This is a genomic window from Paraglaciecola sp. (genome assembly GCF_039964565.1).
GTDB lineage: Bacteria > Pseudomonadota > Gammaproteobacteria > Enterobacterales > Alteromonadaceae > Paraglaciecola.
Genome location: NZ_JBDVXF010000044.1, coordinates 118,304 through 134,517 on the forward strand (window position 1 = coordinate 118,304; position 16,214 = coordinate 134,517).

Annotated in this window: 12 protein-coding genes; 5 read left to right on the forward strand and 7 right to left on the reverse strand. The window is 41.2% G+C overall.

Annotated features, from left to right (window positions below):
• Position 1 precedes the first annotated feature (1 nt).
• The 5 genes from urtD to ABJK37_RS20290 all read right to left on the reverse strand — a co-directional run bounded on the left by urtD (position 2) and on the right by ABJK37_RS20290 (position 6,021).
• Positions 2–811, reverse strand: coding sequence for an urea ABC transporter ATP-binding protein UrtD (gene urtD / locus ABJK37_RS20270; protein ID WP_348357658.1), 810 nt, complete (start codon positions 809–811; stop codon positions 2–4).
• Positions 808–1,965, reverse strand: coding sequence for an urea ABC transporter permease subunit UrtC (gene urtC / locus ABJK37_RS20275; RefSeq protein WP_348357660.1), 1,158 nt, complete (start codon positions 1,963–1,965; stop codon positions 808–810). Before urtC ends, urtD begins: the two co-directional genes overlap by 4 nt.
• Complete coding sequence (urtB, locus tag ABJK37_RS20280) at positions 1,965–3,602, reverse strand: urea ABC transporter permease subunit UrtB (protein ID WP_348357662.1); 1,638 nt, start codon at positions 3,600–3,602, stop codon at positions 1,965–1,967. The genes urtC and urtB overlap by 1 nt, the downstream gene beginning before the upstream one ends.
• Positions 3,603–3,725: 123 nt before the next feature.
• A complete protein-coding gene (urtA, locus tag ABJK37_RS20285) occupies positions 3,726–5,009 on the reverse strand; it encodes an urea ABC transporter substrate-binding protein (protein WP_348357664.1) in 1,284 nt (427 codons plus the stop codon).
• Between the two features lie 70 nt (positions 5,010–5,079).
• A complete protein-coding gene (locus tag ABJK37_RS20290; RefSeq protein ID WP_348357666.1) occupies positions 5,080–6,021 on the reverse strand; it encodes a porin in 942 nt (313 codons plus the stop codon).
• 449 nt (positions 6,022–6,470) lie between these two features.
• Between ABJK37_RS20290 and ABJK37_RS20295 the strand changes: the two genes are divergently transcribed.
• The 5 genes from ABJK37_RS20295 (at position 6,471) to ABJK37_RS20315 (ending at position 13,643) form a co-directional block, all read left to right on the forward strand.
• Entirely contained in the window at positions 6,471–6,926 is a 456-nt protein-coding gene (locus ABJK37_RS20295) for a DUF1294 domain-containing protein (protein WP_348357668.1), read from the forward strand.
• A gap of 324 nt (positions 6,927–7,250) precedes the next feature.
• Complete coding sequence (locus tag ABJK37_RS20300) at positions 7,251–10,619, forward strand: ATP-binding protein (protein WP_348357670.1); 3,369 nt, start codon at positions 7,251–7,253, stop codon at positions 10,617–10,619.
• The gene (locus tag ABJK37_RS20305; protein ID WP_348357672.1) at positions 10,612–11,502 is read left to right on the forward strand and encodes a DNA-binding response regulator; all 891 of its coding nucleotides are present in this window, start codon (positions 10,612–10,614) and stop codon (positions 11,500–11,502) included. Before ABJK37_RS20300 ends, ABJK37_RS20305 begins: the two co-directional genes overlap by 8 nt.
• Before the next feature lie 77 nt (positions 11,503–11,579).
• Positions 11,580–12,188 carry a carbonate dehydratase gene (gene can / locus ABJK37_RS20310; RefSeq protein WP_348357674.1) on the forward strand — a complete coding sequence of 203 codons (609 nt, stop codon included), beginning with the start codon at positions 11,580–11,582 and terminating at the stop codon, positions 12,186–12,188.
• A 222-nt stretch (positions 12,189–12,410) separates the two neighbouring features.
• On the forward strand, positions 12,411–13,643 hold the full coding sequence (locus ABJK37_RS20315; RefSeq protein ID WP_348357676.1) for a multidrug effflux MFS transporter: 1,233 nt from the start codon (positions 12,411–12,413) through the stop codon (positions 13,641–13,643).
• Positions 13,644–13,808: 165 nt separating this feature from the next.
• Here the strand turns inward: ABJK37_RS20315 and ABJK37_RS20320 are convergent, their stop codons facing one another.
• Positions 13,809–14,303 (reverse strand): hypothetical protein, encoded by a 495-nt coding sequence (locus tag ABJK37_RS20320; protein WP_348357678.1) that lies wholly within the window; start codon positions 14,301–14,303, stop codon positions 13,809–13,811.
• Positions 14,304–14,634: 331 nt separating this feature from the next.
• Positions 14,635–16,119 carry a ketol-acid reductoisomerase gene (ilvC, locus tag ABJK37_RS20325; RefSeq protein ID WP_348357680.1) on the reverse strand — a complete coding sequence of 495 codons (1,485 nt, stop codon included), beginning with the start codon at positions 16,117–16,119 and terminating at the stop codon, positions 14,635–14,637.
• Positions 16,120–16,214: the final 95 nt, after the last annotated feature.

Genomic DNA, 16,214 nt, shown 5'->3' on the forward strand with positions numbered 1-16,214 from the left:
ATTAACCTTGCTCCTCACCTAAATACACACGGATTACATCAGGGTTGGCTTGAATTTCAGACATTGTGCCTTCCGCTAATACCGAGCCTTGGTGTAAAACTGACACTTTCCTGGCAATTGAACGCACAAAAGCCATATCGTGTTCGACTACCACAACCGAATGTTCGCCTGCCAAAGAGGTGAGCAATTCTGCGGTACGTTCGGTTTCTTGCCCTGTCATACCTGCTACCGGTTCGTCTACCAACAATACTCTCGGCTGGGCGGCGAGCAACATGCCAATTTCGAGCCATTGTTTTTGTCCATGAGACAACCTTCCTGCTGGGTAATGGCATTCCTGGATTAAGCCAATCGTGTGTAAAATTTCGCCGATGCGGTCTTTTTGTTCGCCACTTAATTTGTGAAATAACGCGGTCCAAATACCTTTGTCACCTTTAAGGCTCAATTCAATATTTTCAAATACTGACAGCTCTTCAAAAACAGTGGGTTTTTGAAATTTTCGTCCGATACCCGCCCGCGCAATTTCTGATTCGTCGAGCTGTAATAAATCGATTTGTTGTCCAAAATTTACCTTGCCAGTATCGGGGCGGATTTTACCGGTGATAACATCCATTAAGGTTGTTTTGCCTGCACCATTTGCGCCGATCAAACAGCGCAATTCACCATCATTAATATAAAGGTTGAGGTTATTTAATGCCTTAAAACCATCAAAACTCAGGTTGACGTCTTCCACATATAAAATCACCCCATGGCGCGTATCAGGCACAATGTTTTCATGGGCCGTCAGGGGCGACCCTGCTTTATTGGCAGTCATGATTTTGCCTCCACTGAATCAGCTGTTTTAGCAAATTTTTGTTTAATACTGGGGAGCAATCCTGCGATGCCTTTAGGTAAAAGTAGTGTGACCAATACAAACAACCCACCCAAGGCAAATAGCCAAGCTTCGGGCATGATGGCGGTAAAACGTGTTTTGGCGTAGCTGACAATAATCGCTCCAATGATCGCACCGTATAGGGAGTTTCTTCCACCTACCGCAACCCAAATCACCATTTCGATTGAATTCAATGGTGAAAACTCACCGGGATTAATAATGCCTACTTGCGGTACATACAAAGCCCCGGCAAGACCCGCTAACATCGCAGAAACTACAAATATCCAGACTTTGTAATGCTCGGGTTTGTAACCTACAAATCTTACGCGGCTTTCAGAGTCGCGAATCGCAGTGACAACCCTGCCCATTTTGGATTTAACGATAAAGTGGCAGGCACAATAAGCTAGTGCTAAGGCAATCGCTGTGGCAATAAACAGCCCTAACTTGGTGCTGGGAGACTGCAATGAGAAACCAAAAATTTCCTTAAAATCAGTTAATCCATTGTTACCCCCAAATCCCATTTCGTTGCGGAAAAAAGCTAACATTAAGGCGTAGGTCATTGCTTGGGTCATGATTGATAAGTACACCCCGCTCACACGTGAACGAAACGCTAAACTACCAAAAATAAAAGCTAATAACCCTGGCCCCAAAAACACCATGCAAATCATCCATATAACGCTGTCGGAGCCCGCCCAAAACCAAGGTAATTCGGTCCAGTTCAGAAAGACCATAAAATCAGGTAAATCAGGGTTGCCATAAACACCGCGGTCGCCAATTTGACGCATTAAATACATGCCCATGGCATAGCCGCCTAAAGTGAAAAATGCGCCATGTCCCAAGCTTAAAATACCGCAATACCCCCAAACCAAATCCACTGCCAATGCTAGTAGTGCGTAACAAAGATACTTGCCTAATAGGCTGACGGTGTAATCGCTTACATGAAAAGCCGATGATTCGGCAAAGATTAAATTACCTATGGTCACCAATATAGTGGTAATAAATAACAGGCCAATTGTTAGATGCAAAGGATCTCTACTACGAAACAATGACTGTTGTTGATTGTTTCGATTAATTTCTTGATTAATAGAAGTATTCATTAGTCCGCCGACCTCCCTTTTTGTGGAAATAGTCCTTTGGGGCGTTTTTGAATAAACAGCACCAAACCAACTAATACGATGATATTGGCCAGTACTGAGCCAGTGAGTGGTTCTAGAAACTTATTAGTCAGGCCCAACGACATAGCTGCCACCAATGTGCCCCACAAATTGCCGACACCACCAAATACCACCACCAAGAATGAATCGATAATATAGGCCTGACCTAGATTAGGGCCTACATTGGTTAATTGACTCAATACCACGCCAGCTACTCCAGCAATGCCAGAGCCAAGGCCAAATGTTATGGCATCTACCCAATCACTTTTGATACTTAACGCTCTGGCCATATCGCGGTTTTGCGATACTGCACGCACATGTAAACCAAGCGACGTTTTTTTAAGGATCATCAGTAAAGAGACAAATACAAAAATGGAAAACAAAATGATGTATAACCGGTTATAAGTGAGTGAAAAAATAGGATTGATTTGCCACGAGCCACTCATCCACTCAGGGCTAATCACCTGACGGTTTAGAGGGGAAAATATGGTTCTTACTAGTTGTTGCAAAACTAAGCTGATGCCAAAAGTGGCCAACAAAGTTTCGAGAGGTCGCCCTTTTAAAAAGCGTATTACGCCCCGCTCAATTAGGATCCCTACAAAACCGGACACCAAAAACGCTGCAGGAACGGCAATCAGTAATGAATACTCTATCATGGAGGGAAAGGCTATTTGAATCACGTAAGTGGTATAGGCGCCTAACATGATCATTTCGCCGTGGGCCATATTGATTACCCCCATTACCCCAAAAGTAATGGCCAGTCCAATGGCCGCCAATAGTAAAACTGAGCCTAGGCTAAGCCCAAAGAATACAGTTTCAATTGCGCTATAAAAGCTGGCTCTATTGTCGATTTCGTCTAATGCGTTAGTTAATTGGCTCCTGAGGATTTGTTGCTCTGCAGTTAAGTCTTTTTTAGGTAGATTTTCGAGCAAACCCACAATTTCATTTTTTACCGTAGGCTCTAATGAGCCGCTAAGTTGTTCTAGCGCTATCAGTTTTTCATCAGAACTACCTGATTTTAGTTGTTGCAAGGCCAAGGTAGTTGCCATTAACGCCCGCACATCTTGGTCTGTTTCGTCATCAATTAACTCAGTAATGGTAGCCGCCGATTGTTTGCTTGGAGAGCTAAGTAACTGCTGTACCGCTCGTAGGCGTATTTGTTTATCATCGTCAGTTAAGTCAATTTTGGCGAGTATGTTGCGCAAAGTGCTGCGTAAACGGTTGTTTGTTTTGACTTTAGACAGTCGCGACTTTTTGACTGGGGTAAGTGATTCTTGGCTTAATACATCGGTTAATTCATACAGATTATTTTCCGTCGACTGAGCATGTACAACTTGTTTGTTGGCTCTTAAATAATATAGCTCGCCGTCGAGCATAAATTGTAAAATAGCCCGAGTTTGTGGTTGTTTAGTCTCGGATATTTTCTCAATGAGCGGAGCCATTTTTCGTAATTTTGTTTTAGGTAACTGATTAAGTAAATCACTCAATTGTGAATTAGATTGAGTATCTGAGTCAGCCTGCAAAGCCGCACTTTGCCCTGAAATGAACATCAGCAGCAATAATAAATATATTCGGTGCATTACCTGTTCCTTGCTATGTGTTGCTATGAACTAAAAAAAGTTCGACTTCCCCTGAAAAACGAGAAGTCGAACAACCAGGGACTGTGTTAAAAAATCATCAGTCGCCGTCCTCACACATAAAACTTAGAAGTTTTGGCCCGAACATTTCGCTGTTTTAACATCGAAGTTGCCGCAGCTAACCGGGGCGGTCCAATCAGAGATAAGGTTTTTAGAGCTAGGTAAATAGTCTGACCACGCATCACCAATGACAGTATCAGGGGTTTCCCAGACCACTTCGAATTGTCCATCTTCTTGGATTTCACCAATTAGTACAGGCTTAGATAGATGATGGTTTGCATTCATTACTGCCGTGCCACCCGTTAAGTTTGGTACTGCCACACCTATCATTGCTTGCTCAACCGCGTCGACGTCTGTAGTACCGGCTTTTTCAACAGCTTTAACCCACATTTCAAAGCCGATATAGGTGGCTTCCATTGGGTCATTTGTGACGCGCTTTTCATCGCCAATGTATTTTTTCCACTGCGCGATAAAGGCATCATTACTATCAGATTCAACACTTTGGAAATAATTCCAAGCGGCTAAGTGACCGACTAAAGGTTTGGTATCAAAACCAGACAATTCTTCTTCACCTACAGAGAAAGCTACAACCGGAATATCTTCAGCAGAAATCCCTTGGTTGCCGAGCTCTTTGTAAAAAGGAATGTTGGCGTCTCCATTGATAGTAGAAACTACCGCGGTTTTTTTACCTTGCGAGCCAAACTTTTTGATGTCAGAGACAATGCCCTGCCAATCAGAGTGACCAAATGGTGTGTAGTTGATCATGATATCTTCAGCTTTTACACCTTTGGCCAATAGATAAGCTTCAAGAATTTTATTGGTGGTTCGAGGATAAACATAATCTGTACCGGCCAATACCCAGCGAGTGGCACCTATATCATCCATCAAATAATCAACTGCGGGTATCGCTTGTTGGTTCGGAGCAGCGCCAGTATAAAATACGTTCTTAGACGACTCTTCACCTTCATACTGTACTGGATAGAACAATAATCCATTGAGTTCTTCGAGCACAGGCAACGCCGACTTACGAGATACAGACGTCCAGCACCCAAAAATCACATTGACTTTGTCTTTGGCTAATAATTCACGGGTCTTTTCTGCAAATAATGGCCAATTTGAAGCAGGATCAACCACCACAGCTTCAAGTTGTTTGCCTAACACTCCGCCTTTTTTATTTTGTTCTTCAATCATCATTAACACTGTGTCTTTCAGTGTGGTTTCACTGATGGCCATGGTGCCCGATAAAGAATGCAATACGCCTACTTTGATGGTGTCTGCAGCGATTGATAGTTGTGTGACTAAACTGCTAGCAATAATTGAGCTAGCAACTATGAGTTTTTTAAGTTTCATTATGATTCCTATTTATAAATTCTTGGTGTTATAGAAAGATGGTTAAAAGTAACGTTTTATAAAGCGCTATTTAGAATGTGATCAAAGCTTCAACTGCTAAGTAATCCACATCTACATCGTTTACTTCGTCCATGCGGTATTCAAAGACCATTAACAGGTTTTCATTCACTGAAAAACTGGGTGAGATAGTAATACCACTGGCTTTTTCAAACGACGCACCAGCGGCATCTTCAACTTCATAGTCGTGATAACGAGCTGTTAGTCCTAATCCATTTTCAAAACCGTAGTTAGCCATCAACAGGAAGCCATCGGCTTCACTACCGGCAAAAGCGGTGTCTTCAGAAGCGTTATACTCAACTGCTACGGTCAAGCTATCCTTTGAGTAGGCAGCCCAAGTGTTTATCATGGTGGTATCACCATCTACCGAGTAAAAGCCTTTAACAGTGACGTTTTCGGTTGGCATAAAGGCAACCATAGTTTCCACCCCTGGGTGCTCTGTATCAGTTGATTGTGGTCCAGCTAAATCGTTTACGACTGATACCGCCACAGCAAATTTTTCACCGCTATATAACGCAGATACACCTTGTTGGTAGTAACCATAAAAGTACTGCGCGTAACCTGTGCCTGAGTATTGAAATAAGCCAGTTGGCTCTTCTGTTTCCCAACCTGTATAACTTAAAAAACGACCGGCTTTGATACTGAAATTGTCAGATATAGCGTATGAAATAAAAGCCTGCTCAACATCCACACCTTCAGCTGCATTTTGATATTCAACATCTACGGTGGCGGTTAGTTTGTTGCCAAAATCATAACCAAAATTGAGTTCAACTTGATCAATGCCTGAATCATGTGATGAGCCAGCACCGTCAACTTCAACTGACAAATAAGACATATCAATAAAGCCGCTAACGCTTAATTTGTCAGCGGTTATTTCAGCCTGTACAGCATTGATTGTGCCGATTGATAGCAATAGTGATGCAGCTATCCGGGTAAATTTTGCGTGTAGTTTCATTTGTGCATTCCGTTTATTTTTAGTTTTAAGGTTGTAAATGGGCCATCTTTTTTGCGTGATGACCTTGAATAAAAGGTTTTTAAAGCGGGAGTAAGTATTGCGGGTTTGGTCAACAGTGAATATGCGTAAAAGCGCGCAAGTGACTACGTTAAATGACGTAGTTTTTTTAAAAATTTGCTATAAATTTATTAGGAGGAGATTTATACGCTACCAATAGGTTTCGCCCACTTGGCTTTTACGCCGTTGCAATTCCGACTTTCATATACGCGAAATTTGGGACCTCCTTTTCATTTTGGCTACCTAAAAATAGAGAGCTAGGTAAAGTCTCTACCGTTGCATTAACTTTTCCTATGTGAGTACAATTAAAGTCAGCTAGATAGGTAGCAATTTTTCGTGTAAAAATGCGAAGATGTGTGATGTTGATATTGTTAGTTTAATAAAGAATAATTATGAATATTCGGTATGTTCCTGTTTTACTATTGGTCATTGGCTTGGCGTATTCCTATTGGTTTGGATATACGCCAGCGATAGTGGGCTTAGTCTATCTGCTCGCCAGTATTGTTTCTTTTTTACTATATTTCAAAGATAAACGCGCGGCACAGAAAGGAATGTGGAGAGTGCCTGAAAACACTCTGCATTTCTCTGATCTATTGGGTGGTTGGCCCGGTGCAATTATTGGGCAGCAAAAACTCCGTCATAAAACCAAAAAAACAAGTTTTCGAGTTGGTTTTTTTATTACGGTTTCATTAAATATAGCGCTACTTGTTTGGCTACACACGCCTTATGGGTCAGATAAACTACACTCTCAAATTTACAAATTGGAATATTGGGTCTTTAGCGAGTTCGGCAGTAATTTTGCTGTCACTATTTTATTGCAATTAACTAAATTTCGTATTGATATGTAGCAAAAAAAGTTTACCACAACCAAATATCGGCACTCCGGCGGCGCCAAATGCAGTCTTGCTATTTTCATAGCTAATATCAGTATAGAATATTGCTCTTTTGTTGTTTCGGCTGACCCAATCGTTGAATCTAGGGTTTAAAAACGCTTGGCTCTAACAAGTTAGTAATTTATCGACCTGAATTCAACAGCCAAATGCTCCACATTACATACGTCTACGTCAATCTACGCATATTCGTCTTCACCAATATTGTGTAAACTCAATCAACTCGAATGCTAGGTCCGCTGTTTATTTCAGTAACCAGTTTTAAATTGAAAGCGCTTTTGAATGCAATCCAATAAAAAAATTCTGGCTACACGAAGAACTTACAATAAGCTCGTTGCAAACGAGATGATGGAAGACTTTGCGCTTCGTTTTACGGCTAAAAGAGCACGTATTTGGTCCCCTGAACGGATTGCCAATACCGCATTGGGCATTGTGTCGTTTTTGGTTTTGGAGGCGATAGGTGGCGCCATAACCCTGAATTTTGGGTTTGTAAATTCAGCATGGGCGATTGTTGCGGTTATTTTTGTGGTGTTCTTGACCGGCCTGCCCATTAGTTATTACGCTGCAAAATATGGTGTAGATATCGATTTGTTAAGCCGTGGCGCTGGTTTTGGGTACATTGGTTCAACTATTGCCTCATTGATCTATGCTTCTTTTACTTTCATCTTTTTTGCCCTTGAAGCCGCCATTATGTCTATGGCGTTACAAATTTTGTTCGGCATGCCTTTACCTATTGCATATGTGGTTAGCGCCTTAGTGGTGTTGCCATTAGTGACTCATGGGATAGCGTATATCAGTCGTTTTCAGGTGTGGAGTCAACCTTTTTGGATCGTGCTGCAACTCATTCCTTTGTATTTTGTATTTACTCATCCTGACAGTGATTTACAGCAATGGTTGGGATTTACAGGGTTAGCCGGAGAGCAGGGACAAGGTTTTAATCTATTATTATTTGGCGCTGCTTCAGCTGTGTCGTTGTCACTTGTAGCGCAAATTGGTGAGCAGGTTGATTTTTTACGCTTTCTACCGGAAAAACCCAAAAAAGGTTTATGGCGTTGGTGGACCGCGTTAATAATGGCGGGGCCTGGCTGGATTATTTTTGGCGCACTAAAATTATTCTTAGGTTCATTCTTAGCCTACTTTGCCTTAACACAGGGGGTACCGATAGACTTAGCTGATGATCCCGCAAATATGTACAATCTGGCGTTTAGCCTAGTATTCGACAACCCAACCATTGCAGTAATAGTCGCTTGTTCGTTTGTGGTGATTTCTCAACTTAAAATTAATGTAGCTAACGCTTACGCAGGTTCGTTAGCCTGGTCTAACTTTTTCTCCCGCGTTACCCGCAATCACCCTGGTCGAGTAGTGTGGATGGTGTTTAATGTTGCCATAGCACTACTACTTATGGAGCTGGGCATATACCAAACTATCGAAAGTATGCTATCGGTTTACTCAGTGATTGTTTTGGCATGGCTAAGTTCGGTAACGGCTGACTTGTTGATTAACAAGCCGCTAGGCATCAGTCCAGGTCATATCGAATTTAAACGTTCGAATTTGTATGATATCAACCCAGTGGGTTTTGGTTCAATGTTAATCGCCTCCTTTGTTGGGTTTACCGCGCATTTTGGTTGGTATGGTGAAACCGCAAAGGCGTTGGGCTCGTTTATAGCATGTGGTTTGCCTTTTATAACCGTGCCATTGATAGGCTATTTAACCAAAGGTCAGTTTTATTTGGTCAAAAATCAACAGGCGCCTATCACTCAAAGTACTCAATGTCATATTTGTGAAAATACCTTTGACCAAGAAGACATGGCTTTTTGCCCAGCTTATCAAAAACCGATCTGTTCTTTGTGTTGCTCCTTAGATGTACGTTGCGGAGACCAATGCCGACCTGCAGGAACACTATCCAACCAGTCGCAACACTTTTTTCGAAGGTTTTTGACCACTGATTTACTGAGAATAATGACTACGCCAATGGCGCAGTTTATTGGGTTAACGCTCAGTTTAAGTGTCATTGGAGCGGGTTTCCTATTTTTGATTTATCTGCAAGTGCCAGTAGATGACGTTGCAGTTAAACAAGTATTCGCCAACACTTTAATCAAGATTTTTTTCTTGTTGTTGATCATTATTGGAATCGTCAGTTGGTTGTTTATTTTAGCGCGAATTGGTAATCGCTCGGCTCTTAAGGAGCTTCGTTCGTTAGCTAACGCGTTGTCTAAAGAAAGTAGCGCTCATGAAAAAACATCTATGGCTTTGCAAGATGCAAAAGTCAAAGCAGAATCTGCAAACGAAGCTAAAAGTCGATATTTAGCTGGGTTGAGTCATGAACTAAGAACACCGCTAAATGTGATGTTGGGATACGCGCAGCTACTTAGTCAAGATGACTCATTTTCGCAAACGCAACGTGAGACCTTAACCATTGTTAAACGCAACGGTGAACATCTGGCTGATTTAATTGAAGGGTTATTGGAAATCTCAAAAATAGAAGCGGGTAGGTTAACTCTGCAGCGTGACGAAGTTAACCTAAAGGCAATCCTGCAGCAGTTAATTGACATGTTTCAAATGAAAGCCGCACAGAAAAATATTGAATTTATTTACCAGCCCTGTTCCAACCTGCCTGACTATGTTGCAACTGATAAACAACGCTTTAGGCAGATATTAATCAACCTAATTTCTAATGCTATTAAATACACTGAACGGGGCTCAGTGACATTAAAAATTAGTTACCGCAATCAGGTGGCCAACTTTAGTATCGTCGATACCGGAATTGGTATTTCTGAACAAGACCGAGAGTCTATTTTTAAGCCCTTTGAACAAGTTAGGAACTCCCACACTCAAGCGATTGGTGGCGCCGGGTTGGGGTTAACCATCTCGCGTTCATTAACTGAGTTGATGGGGGGCGAAATCACCCTTAAAAGTACACTAGGGCAAGGCTCAACTTTTAATTTCAGATTAATGCTGGTGGAACTTAACAAAAACGAAAATGCACCAGAGTATACGCAAGCTAAAGCCATTGGTTATCTGGAAGAAACAAAAACAATATTGGTGGTTGACGATGACCCGCAGCAACGACAATTGCTTGCCGATTTACTTAGGCCTCTAGGATTTGAAGTATTGTTAGCAGAGCATGCTGCAAAAGGGTTGCAGATGTTAACTGAAAACCAAGTTTCCTTGATCATTTTAGACGTGAGAATGCCTGATATGGATGGTTGGCAAATGGTAAAGGAGGTCAGAGATCAAGGATATGTTATGCCGGTTCTGATGGTTTCGGCTAATGCCCGAGATATTGACGACCATATGCTCGAAGAGCATTTTCATAATGGTTATATGGCCAAGCCTATTAATTTAATTGCTCTTTTAGGAAAAATTGGAGAGTTGATTAACATTCAATGGCAATATGCCTCGACGGAAGAAGTCTTAGTTGTAAAGACTTCAAGCGCTAATCAATCCAATCCCTCAGTGACTAAGGAGCAATACAAAACCCTTATTTCATTGGCAGAGATTGGTTATTTATCAGGTTTCAAGAGTAAATTTTCGGAACTACACCGGTTATATGAATTTCCAGTGGAAGTAACCTCGCAGATAAACGAATACGTTGCCCTGTGCAATTTCCCCAAAATTATCGGCTATTTAGAAGAATTGTGCGATGAATAATAAAATGAACAATGTGGTGCTAGTGGTTGACGACTCTCCTGAGTCCCTAGGCATGTTGAATGTGGCACTCAATAATCAAGGATTTACTGCACTTGTCGCCCTCAATGGTGCACAAGCGCTGGCTATTGCTGAAAAAATAGAGCCTGACATCGTCTTGATGGATGCGGTCATGCCTGAAATGGACGGTTTTGAAACGTGTCGCAAACTAAAGCAGCAACGGCCAAGCACTCCTATTATATTTATGACTGGATTGACTGAAGTAGAGGATGTGGTGAAAGGGTTTGAAGCCGGAGGCATCGATTATGTCACTAAACCAATTTCACCCGATGAAGTGATTGCACGAATTAAAACTCATATTCAAACGGCTAAACTAGCGCTGAGTGCACAAGACGCGCTAGATCATGCAGGCAATAAAGTGTTTTGTGTCAGTGATCAAGGACGCTTATCTTGGGCGACGCCTAAGGCTCATCAGATCATCGATGATTTTGCAGGTACAGATAGAAGCCCATGGGCGACGTTGGCCGAATTAATACAAGATTGGCTAGTGACTAGCACCAAAGAAAATCTAAAAGTAAATTGTTTTGAAACCCCATTTGAAATTATGTACGAGCGCCAGCAGGACGACAAACATATGCTCAAAGTGGTTGAAAATAAGCTACAAAAAACACCGCTAGTTTTGCAGCAAAACCTGTCTATCACAAAACGTGAGTCTGAAGTTTTGTATTGGGTATCTTATGGTAAAACTAATTGGGAAATATCTCAGATACTGAGTATGAGCCCCCGCACTGCGAATAAACACTTAGAGCAGATTTATAAAAAGCTTGGGGTCGATAACAGGACGTCTGCAGCGGCCATTTCAATTCGACTTTTAGAATCTAACTAATCACTAATTCAACTTTGAGGTAGGACTTGTGGTAGCCGATAGTTACTTTATACTGCGCCACAACTAAGTGAGGTTTCATGAGCGAAATTAAACAACTACTTGAGAATAATAAAATCTGGTCTGAATCAACAAAAGAGGCAGATCCAGAATTTTTTAACCGTTTATCAGAACGACAAAAACCCGAATATTTGTGGATTGGCTGTTCAGACAGTCGGGTGCCGGCTAATCAATTACTAGGCTTAATACCCGGTGATATTTTTGTACACAGAAATGTAGCTAATCTTGTTGTGCATACCGACTTTAATTGTTTGTCGGTATTACAATATGCAGTAGATGTACTTCAGGTTAAACATATTATTGTATGTGGTCATTATGGATGTGGTGGTGTAGAAGCCGCTCTCGGCGACCAACAGTTCGGCCTAATTGACAATTGGTTGGGACACATCAAAGATTTAGTCGTGAAATATAACGACGAATTAGAGGGGCTGAATGACCAGGATAAATCGGCTCGTATGTGTGAATTAAATGTTTTGGAGCAAGCTGAAAATATTCGCCGTACGAATATTGTTCGCGATGCAAAAAATCGCGGCCAAAGGCTAAGAATTCATAGTTGGATTTATAGTTTACGCAATGGACGTTTGAAAGATTTAGCTAACCCCGACAATTCAGCACCTACAGAGCTGTAGGTTGCTTTTCAATTATCAATAGGTCATTCATTGTGCCTGAGCAAACATCTTTAAAATCGGGTTGTGAGATTGGGCCTTGGAGGCGAACCTAAGATAGATTGCACTTAGCTTTAGTCAATTTGTTGTTTATATAAGCCCCGCTTTCAAGAGTTAGCTAAAAATTCTAAGCACAATTATTGGTCGGTGCTAGAATCCTCACCCCTAAAATTCAATGGTTTAAACATGTCACTCAATCGCAATTCCAATCCTAGTAAAGCAAACAATCAAATCAAGGCCGATATAGGTTTGTTTGAGTTTGTTGCGCTAATGGCATTGATGACGTCTTTAGTTGCCTTGAGTATCGACGCAGTTTTGCCTGCATTATCCCAAATTGGGGTGGATCTAGATATTACAGATCCCAGGCAGACTCATTTAATCGTTTCTTTATTTTTTTTCGGCATGGCCTTTGGTCAACTTTATTACGGGCCATTATCTGACGACAAAGGAAGACGTTATGCAATCATCTCTGGTTTGATTGTTTTTGCAATTGGATCATTAGTTTGCATTTATGCGGAATCCTTAGAACTCATGTTAATTGGCCGAGTTATCCAAGCTTTTGGTGTGTCAGGGCCAAGGATTGCAACCTTAGCCGTGATAAGAGATAAATACGAAGGTGAAGCCATGGCGCGTGTCATGTCATTTATCATGATGGTATTTATACTTGTTCCTATGTTAGCCCCTAGTTTTGGGCAAGCTATTTTATTTTGGTTTTCTTGGCAGTATATTTTTTCATCATTTCTAGTTTTTGGTTTATTAACTGGAATATGGTTTTTTATTCGACAACCAGAAACATTACCTAAAGAAAAGCGATTGCCATTTAGTTGGTTGCAATTATGGCAGTCGAGTAAATTTATTCTGACCCATAAGTTAGTGATGTTCTATACCCTTTCGTCGGGTATCATTTTTGGCGCTTTTTTAGCTTATATCAGTTCATCGCAAACTTTATTTCAGCATGTTTACGACACAGGTGATTTGTTTCCTGTGTATTTTGCTTTATTGGCTTTTTCAATTGGATTTGCCTCCTTTATTAACGGCACCTTAGTTATACGATTAGGTATGCGAACCTTATGTACATGGGCGATGTTAGGTTGGTTGTTGTTTTCGGGTATCTTAACGGTTTTGTGTTTTGTTCATCAGGGAGTGCCTCCCTTTTTGCAGTTTGTAGCTGTGCTGTTTTGTGCATTTTTCTGCATCGGAATTATGTTCGGAAACATTAATGCAATGGCGATGCAGCCTTTAGGAAAAATGGCAGGCCTAGGCGCAGCTATAATTGGCTCACTAAGCAGTTTAGTTTCAGTACCTACAGCACTATTTGTTGGTAGTTTTATTGAATCTACCATTACACCAATAGCTTTAGGCTTTTTGGGGTTTGGTGTGTTGTCGTTTGTGTTGTATTGGAATGCAACTAAATCCTAAAACAACTGATGTCTGGTTAAATATTTATGTTGTTCATGATCTATTCAGTATGCGTCGCTTAGGATAGTGACGTATTGAATCAGTGTTCGATTTTAAGCGCTGTGTATAGGTTGTACCAAAGTTTGGTGTATACATAGCGCTTTTTTAATCGCTAGAAGCGCCCAATCATTTGACTAAGCGAATGTTTGGCTGGTTCTCGGAAATATCGACTTGTTTTGACGTTCTAAAACCATTCTTAACTCTATCGTACGTAATACTTTTCATACCCATAGACTGACAAAATTTATAAATTGTCATGAAGTCTTCCTTACTAAGCTCTTCGTCTTTAATGGATAAATGCGAGTCTATATGCATCTGTTCGCCACTAGCGGTCAGTTGCGCAATGGCTGAGTATGAGTCTCCATAATTCTTTGATTTTATTGCTCTGACCATTTTAACTTCAAAAAACCAATCATCCATTTTGGCAATACGTGTTATTGATTTATTCATGCTTAATCCTGTTTTTTGTCTATTGGATTGAATGTCGGCGTTGTAGATACGGAGTGTTACTAGTGAGGTATGCTGCCACTCTTGTTTAGCATTTAGCAAATAACTGGCCAACCGCGCAGGAGCAGTAAAACCAAGCCTTTGCTTGGGCTTCAGTGGTTGCAGTGTCTGCATTTGGCTACAGATAACAATGAAGTTACCGAATGTTATTAAAAAAAGCGTAATTTACGTGATTTTTCTAGGTTCGCAGCAACGAAGGTGGTTGATTAAGGCTTATTACCTTGTCTTCTAATAGGTACACCAAAAGTAAGTTCTAAGCATAAAACATTTATTGAGAGTAGTTGCTGATGGTAATCGGCTCGGTGAGAGAGTTTCTTTTCGTGTCGTTTTTAATGGCTAGATATTAATACCCAAATAAAAAAGCCCAGCCAAAATGGCTGGGCAAGAGGGCTTTTATCAAGCACCTTACGACAGAAATCGTTTCAAATGGTTAATGGGTAGGCGCTTATGCCGACTCAACAATTGTTTTCATATCAGTCATATAACCGCGTAACTTAGCGCCAACGGTTTCTACACCGTGTTCTCTGATGCTCTTGTTGATATCAACAAGTTTCTTGTTATCAACACTGTTAGAGGCAGTTGTATAAGCTTTACCAATAAGGTCAGTGCCAATGCTTGGCATTAGTTTTTCAGCTAAAAGAGGAATAGCCGCGTTGGCAAACAAATAGTTGCCGTACTCTGCTGTATCCGAAATCACTACGTTCATTTCGTATAGACGTTTACGCGCGATAGTATTAGAAATTAACGGCGTTTCATGTAATGACTCGTAGTACGCAGATTCTGGTAAAATACCGGCTTCCACCATAACGTCAAAGGCAAGTTCAACACCCGCTTTTATCATCGCGACTAAAAAGATGCCATGGTCGAAATATTCTTGTTCGTCGATATTGCCATCATAGGCCGGTGAATTTTCGAAGCCGGTTTGACCCGTTTCTTCACGCCATTTTAGCAAGTTAGCATCGCCATTGGCCCAATCTTCCATCATAGTGCGAGAAAATTCTCCGCTGATGATGTCGTCTTGATGTTTGCCAAAAAGAGGACGAAGTAATTCAGTTAATTGTTCAGATAATTCAAAGGCTTTGACTTTGGCAGGATTGGATAATCTATCCATCATATTGGTGACACCACCAATTTTAAGTGCTTCAGTGATGGTTTCTAAACCGTCTTGGATTAATTTTCCTGCATAGCCAGGATCGATGCCATCTGCGACCATTTTTTCATAACCTAAAACTGCCGCTACTTGTTGCATACCACATAGGATAGTTTGTTCACCCATAAGGTCAGACTTTACTTCCGCTACAAAAGAAGATTCAAGCACACCTGCGCGGTCGCCACCTGTTGCAGAGGCTAATGCCTTAGCAATATCCCAGCCTTGGCCTTGAGGGTCGTTTTCTGGATGCACAGCAATCAAAGTAGGAACGCCGAATCCGCGTTTGTATTCTTCACGCACTTCGGTGCCTGGGCACTTAGGTGCACACATTACAACGGTAAGGTCTTCGCGAATTTGCTGGCCTTCTTCTACAATATTGAAACCATGTGAATAGCCTAAAGTGGCGCCTTTTTTCATCAGAGGCATGACCGCTTCTACTACACTTGAATGTTGTTTATCTGGAGTTAAGTTATAAACAATGTCTGCAGTAGGTATCAATTCTTGATAAGTGCCAACAGTAAAACCGTTACCACTTGCACGTTGGAAAGAATCGCGTTTTTCATCGATCGCCGCTTGGCGCAATGTGTAAGAGATATCTAAACCAGAGTCCCGCATGTTCAAACCTTGGTTTAAACCTTGTGCACCACAACCTACAATGACAATTTTTTTGCCCTTAAGAAAATCACAGCCTGTTGAAAACTCTGAACGTTGCATAAAACGACAACGACCAATTTGGTCTAACTGCTGACGTAAAGATAATGTATTGAAATAATTTGCCATGTTTAATTTTCCTAATCTAATTAACTGCAAGCTATTGGGTCGCTTGCGATGATTTGATAATAGATCTAAATCAGTGTTGTTTAAAATGATATATT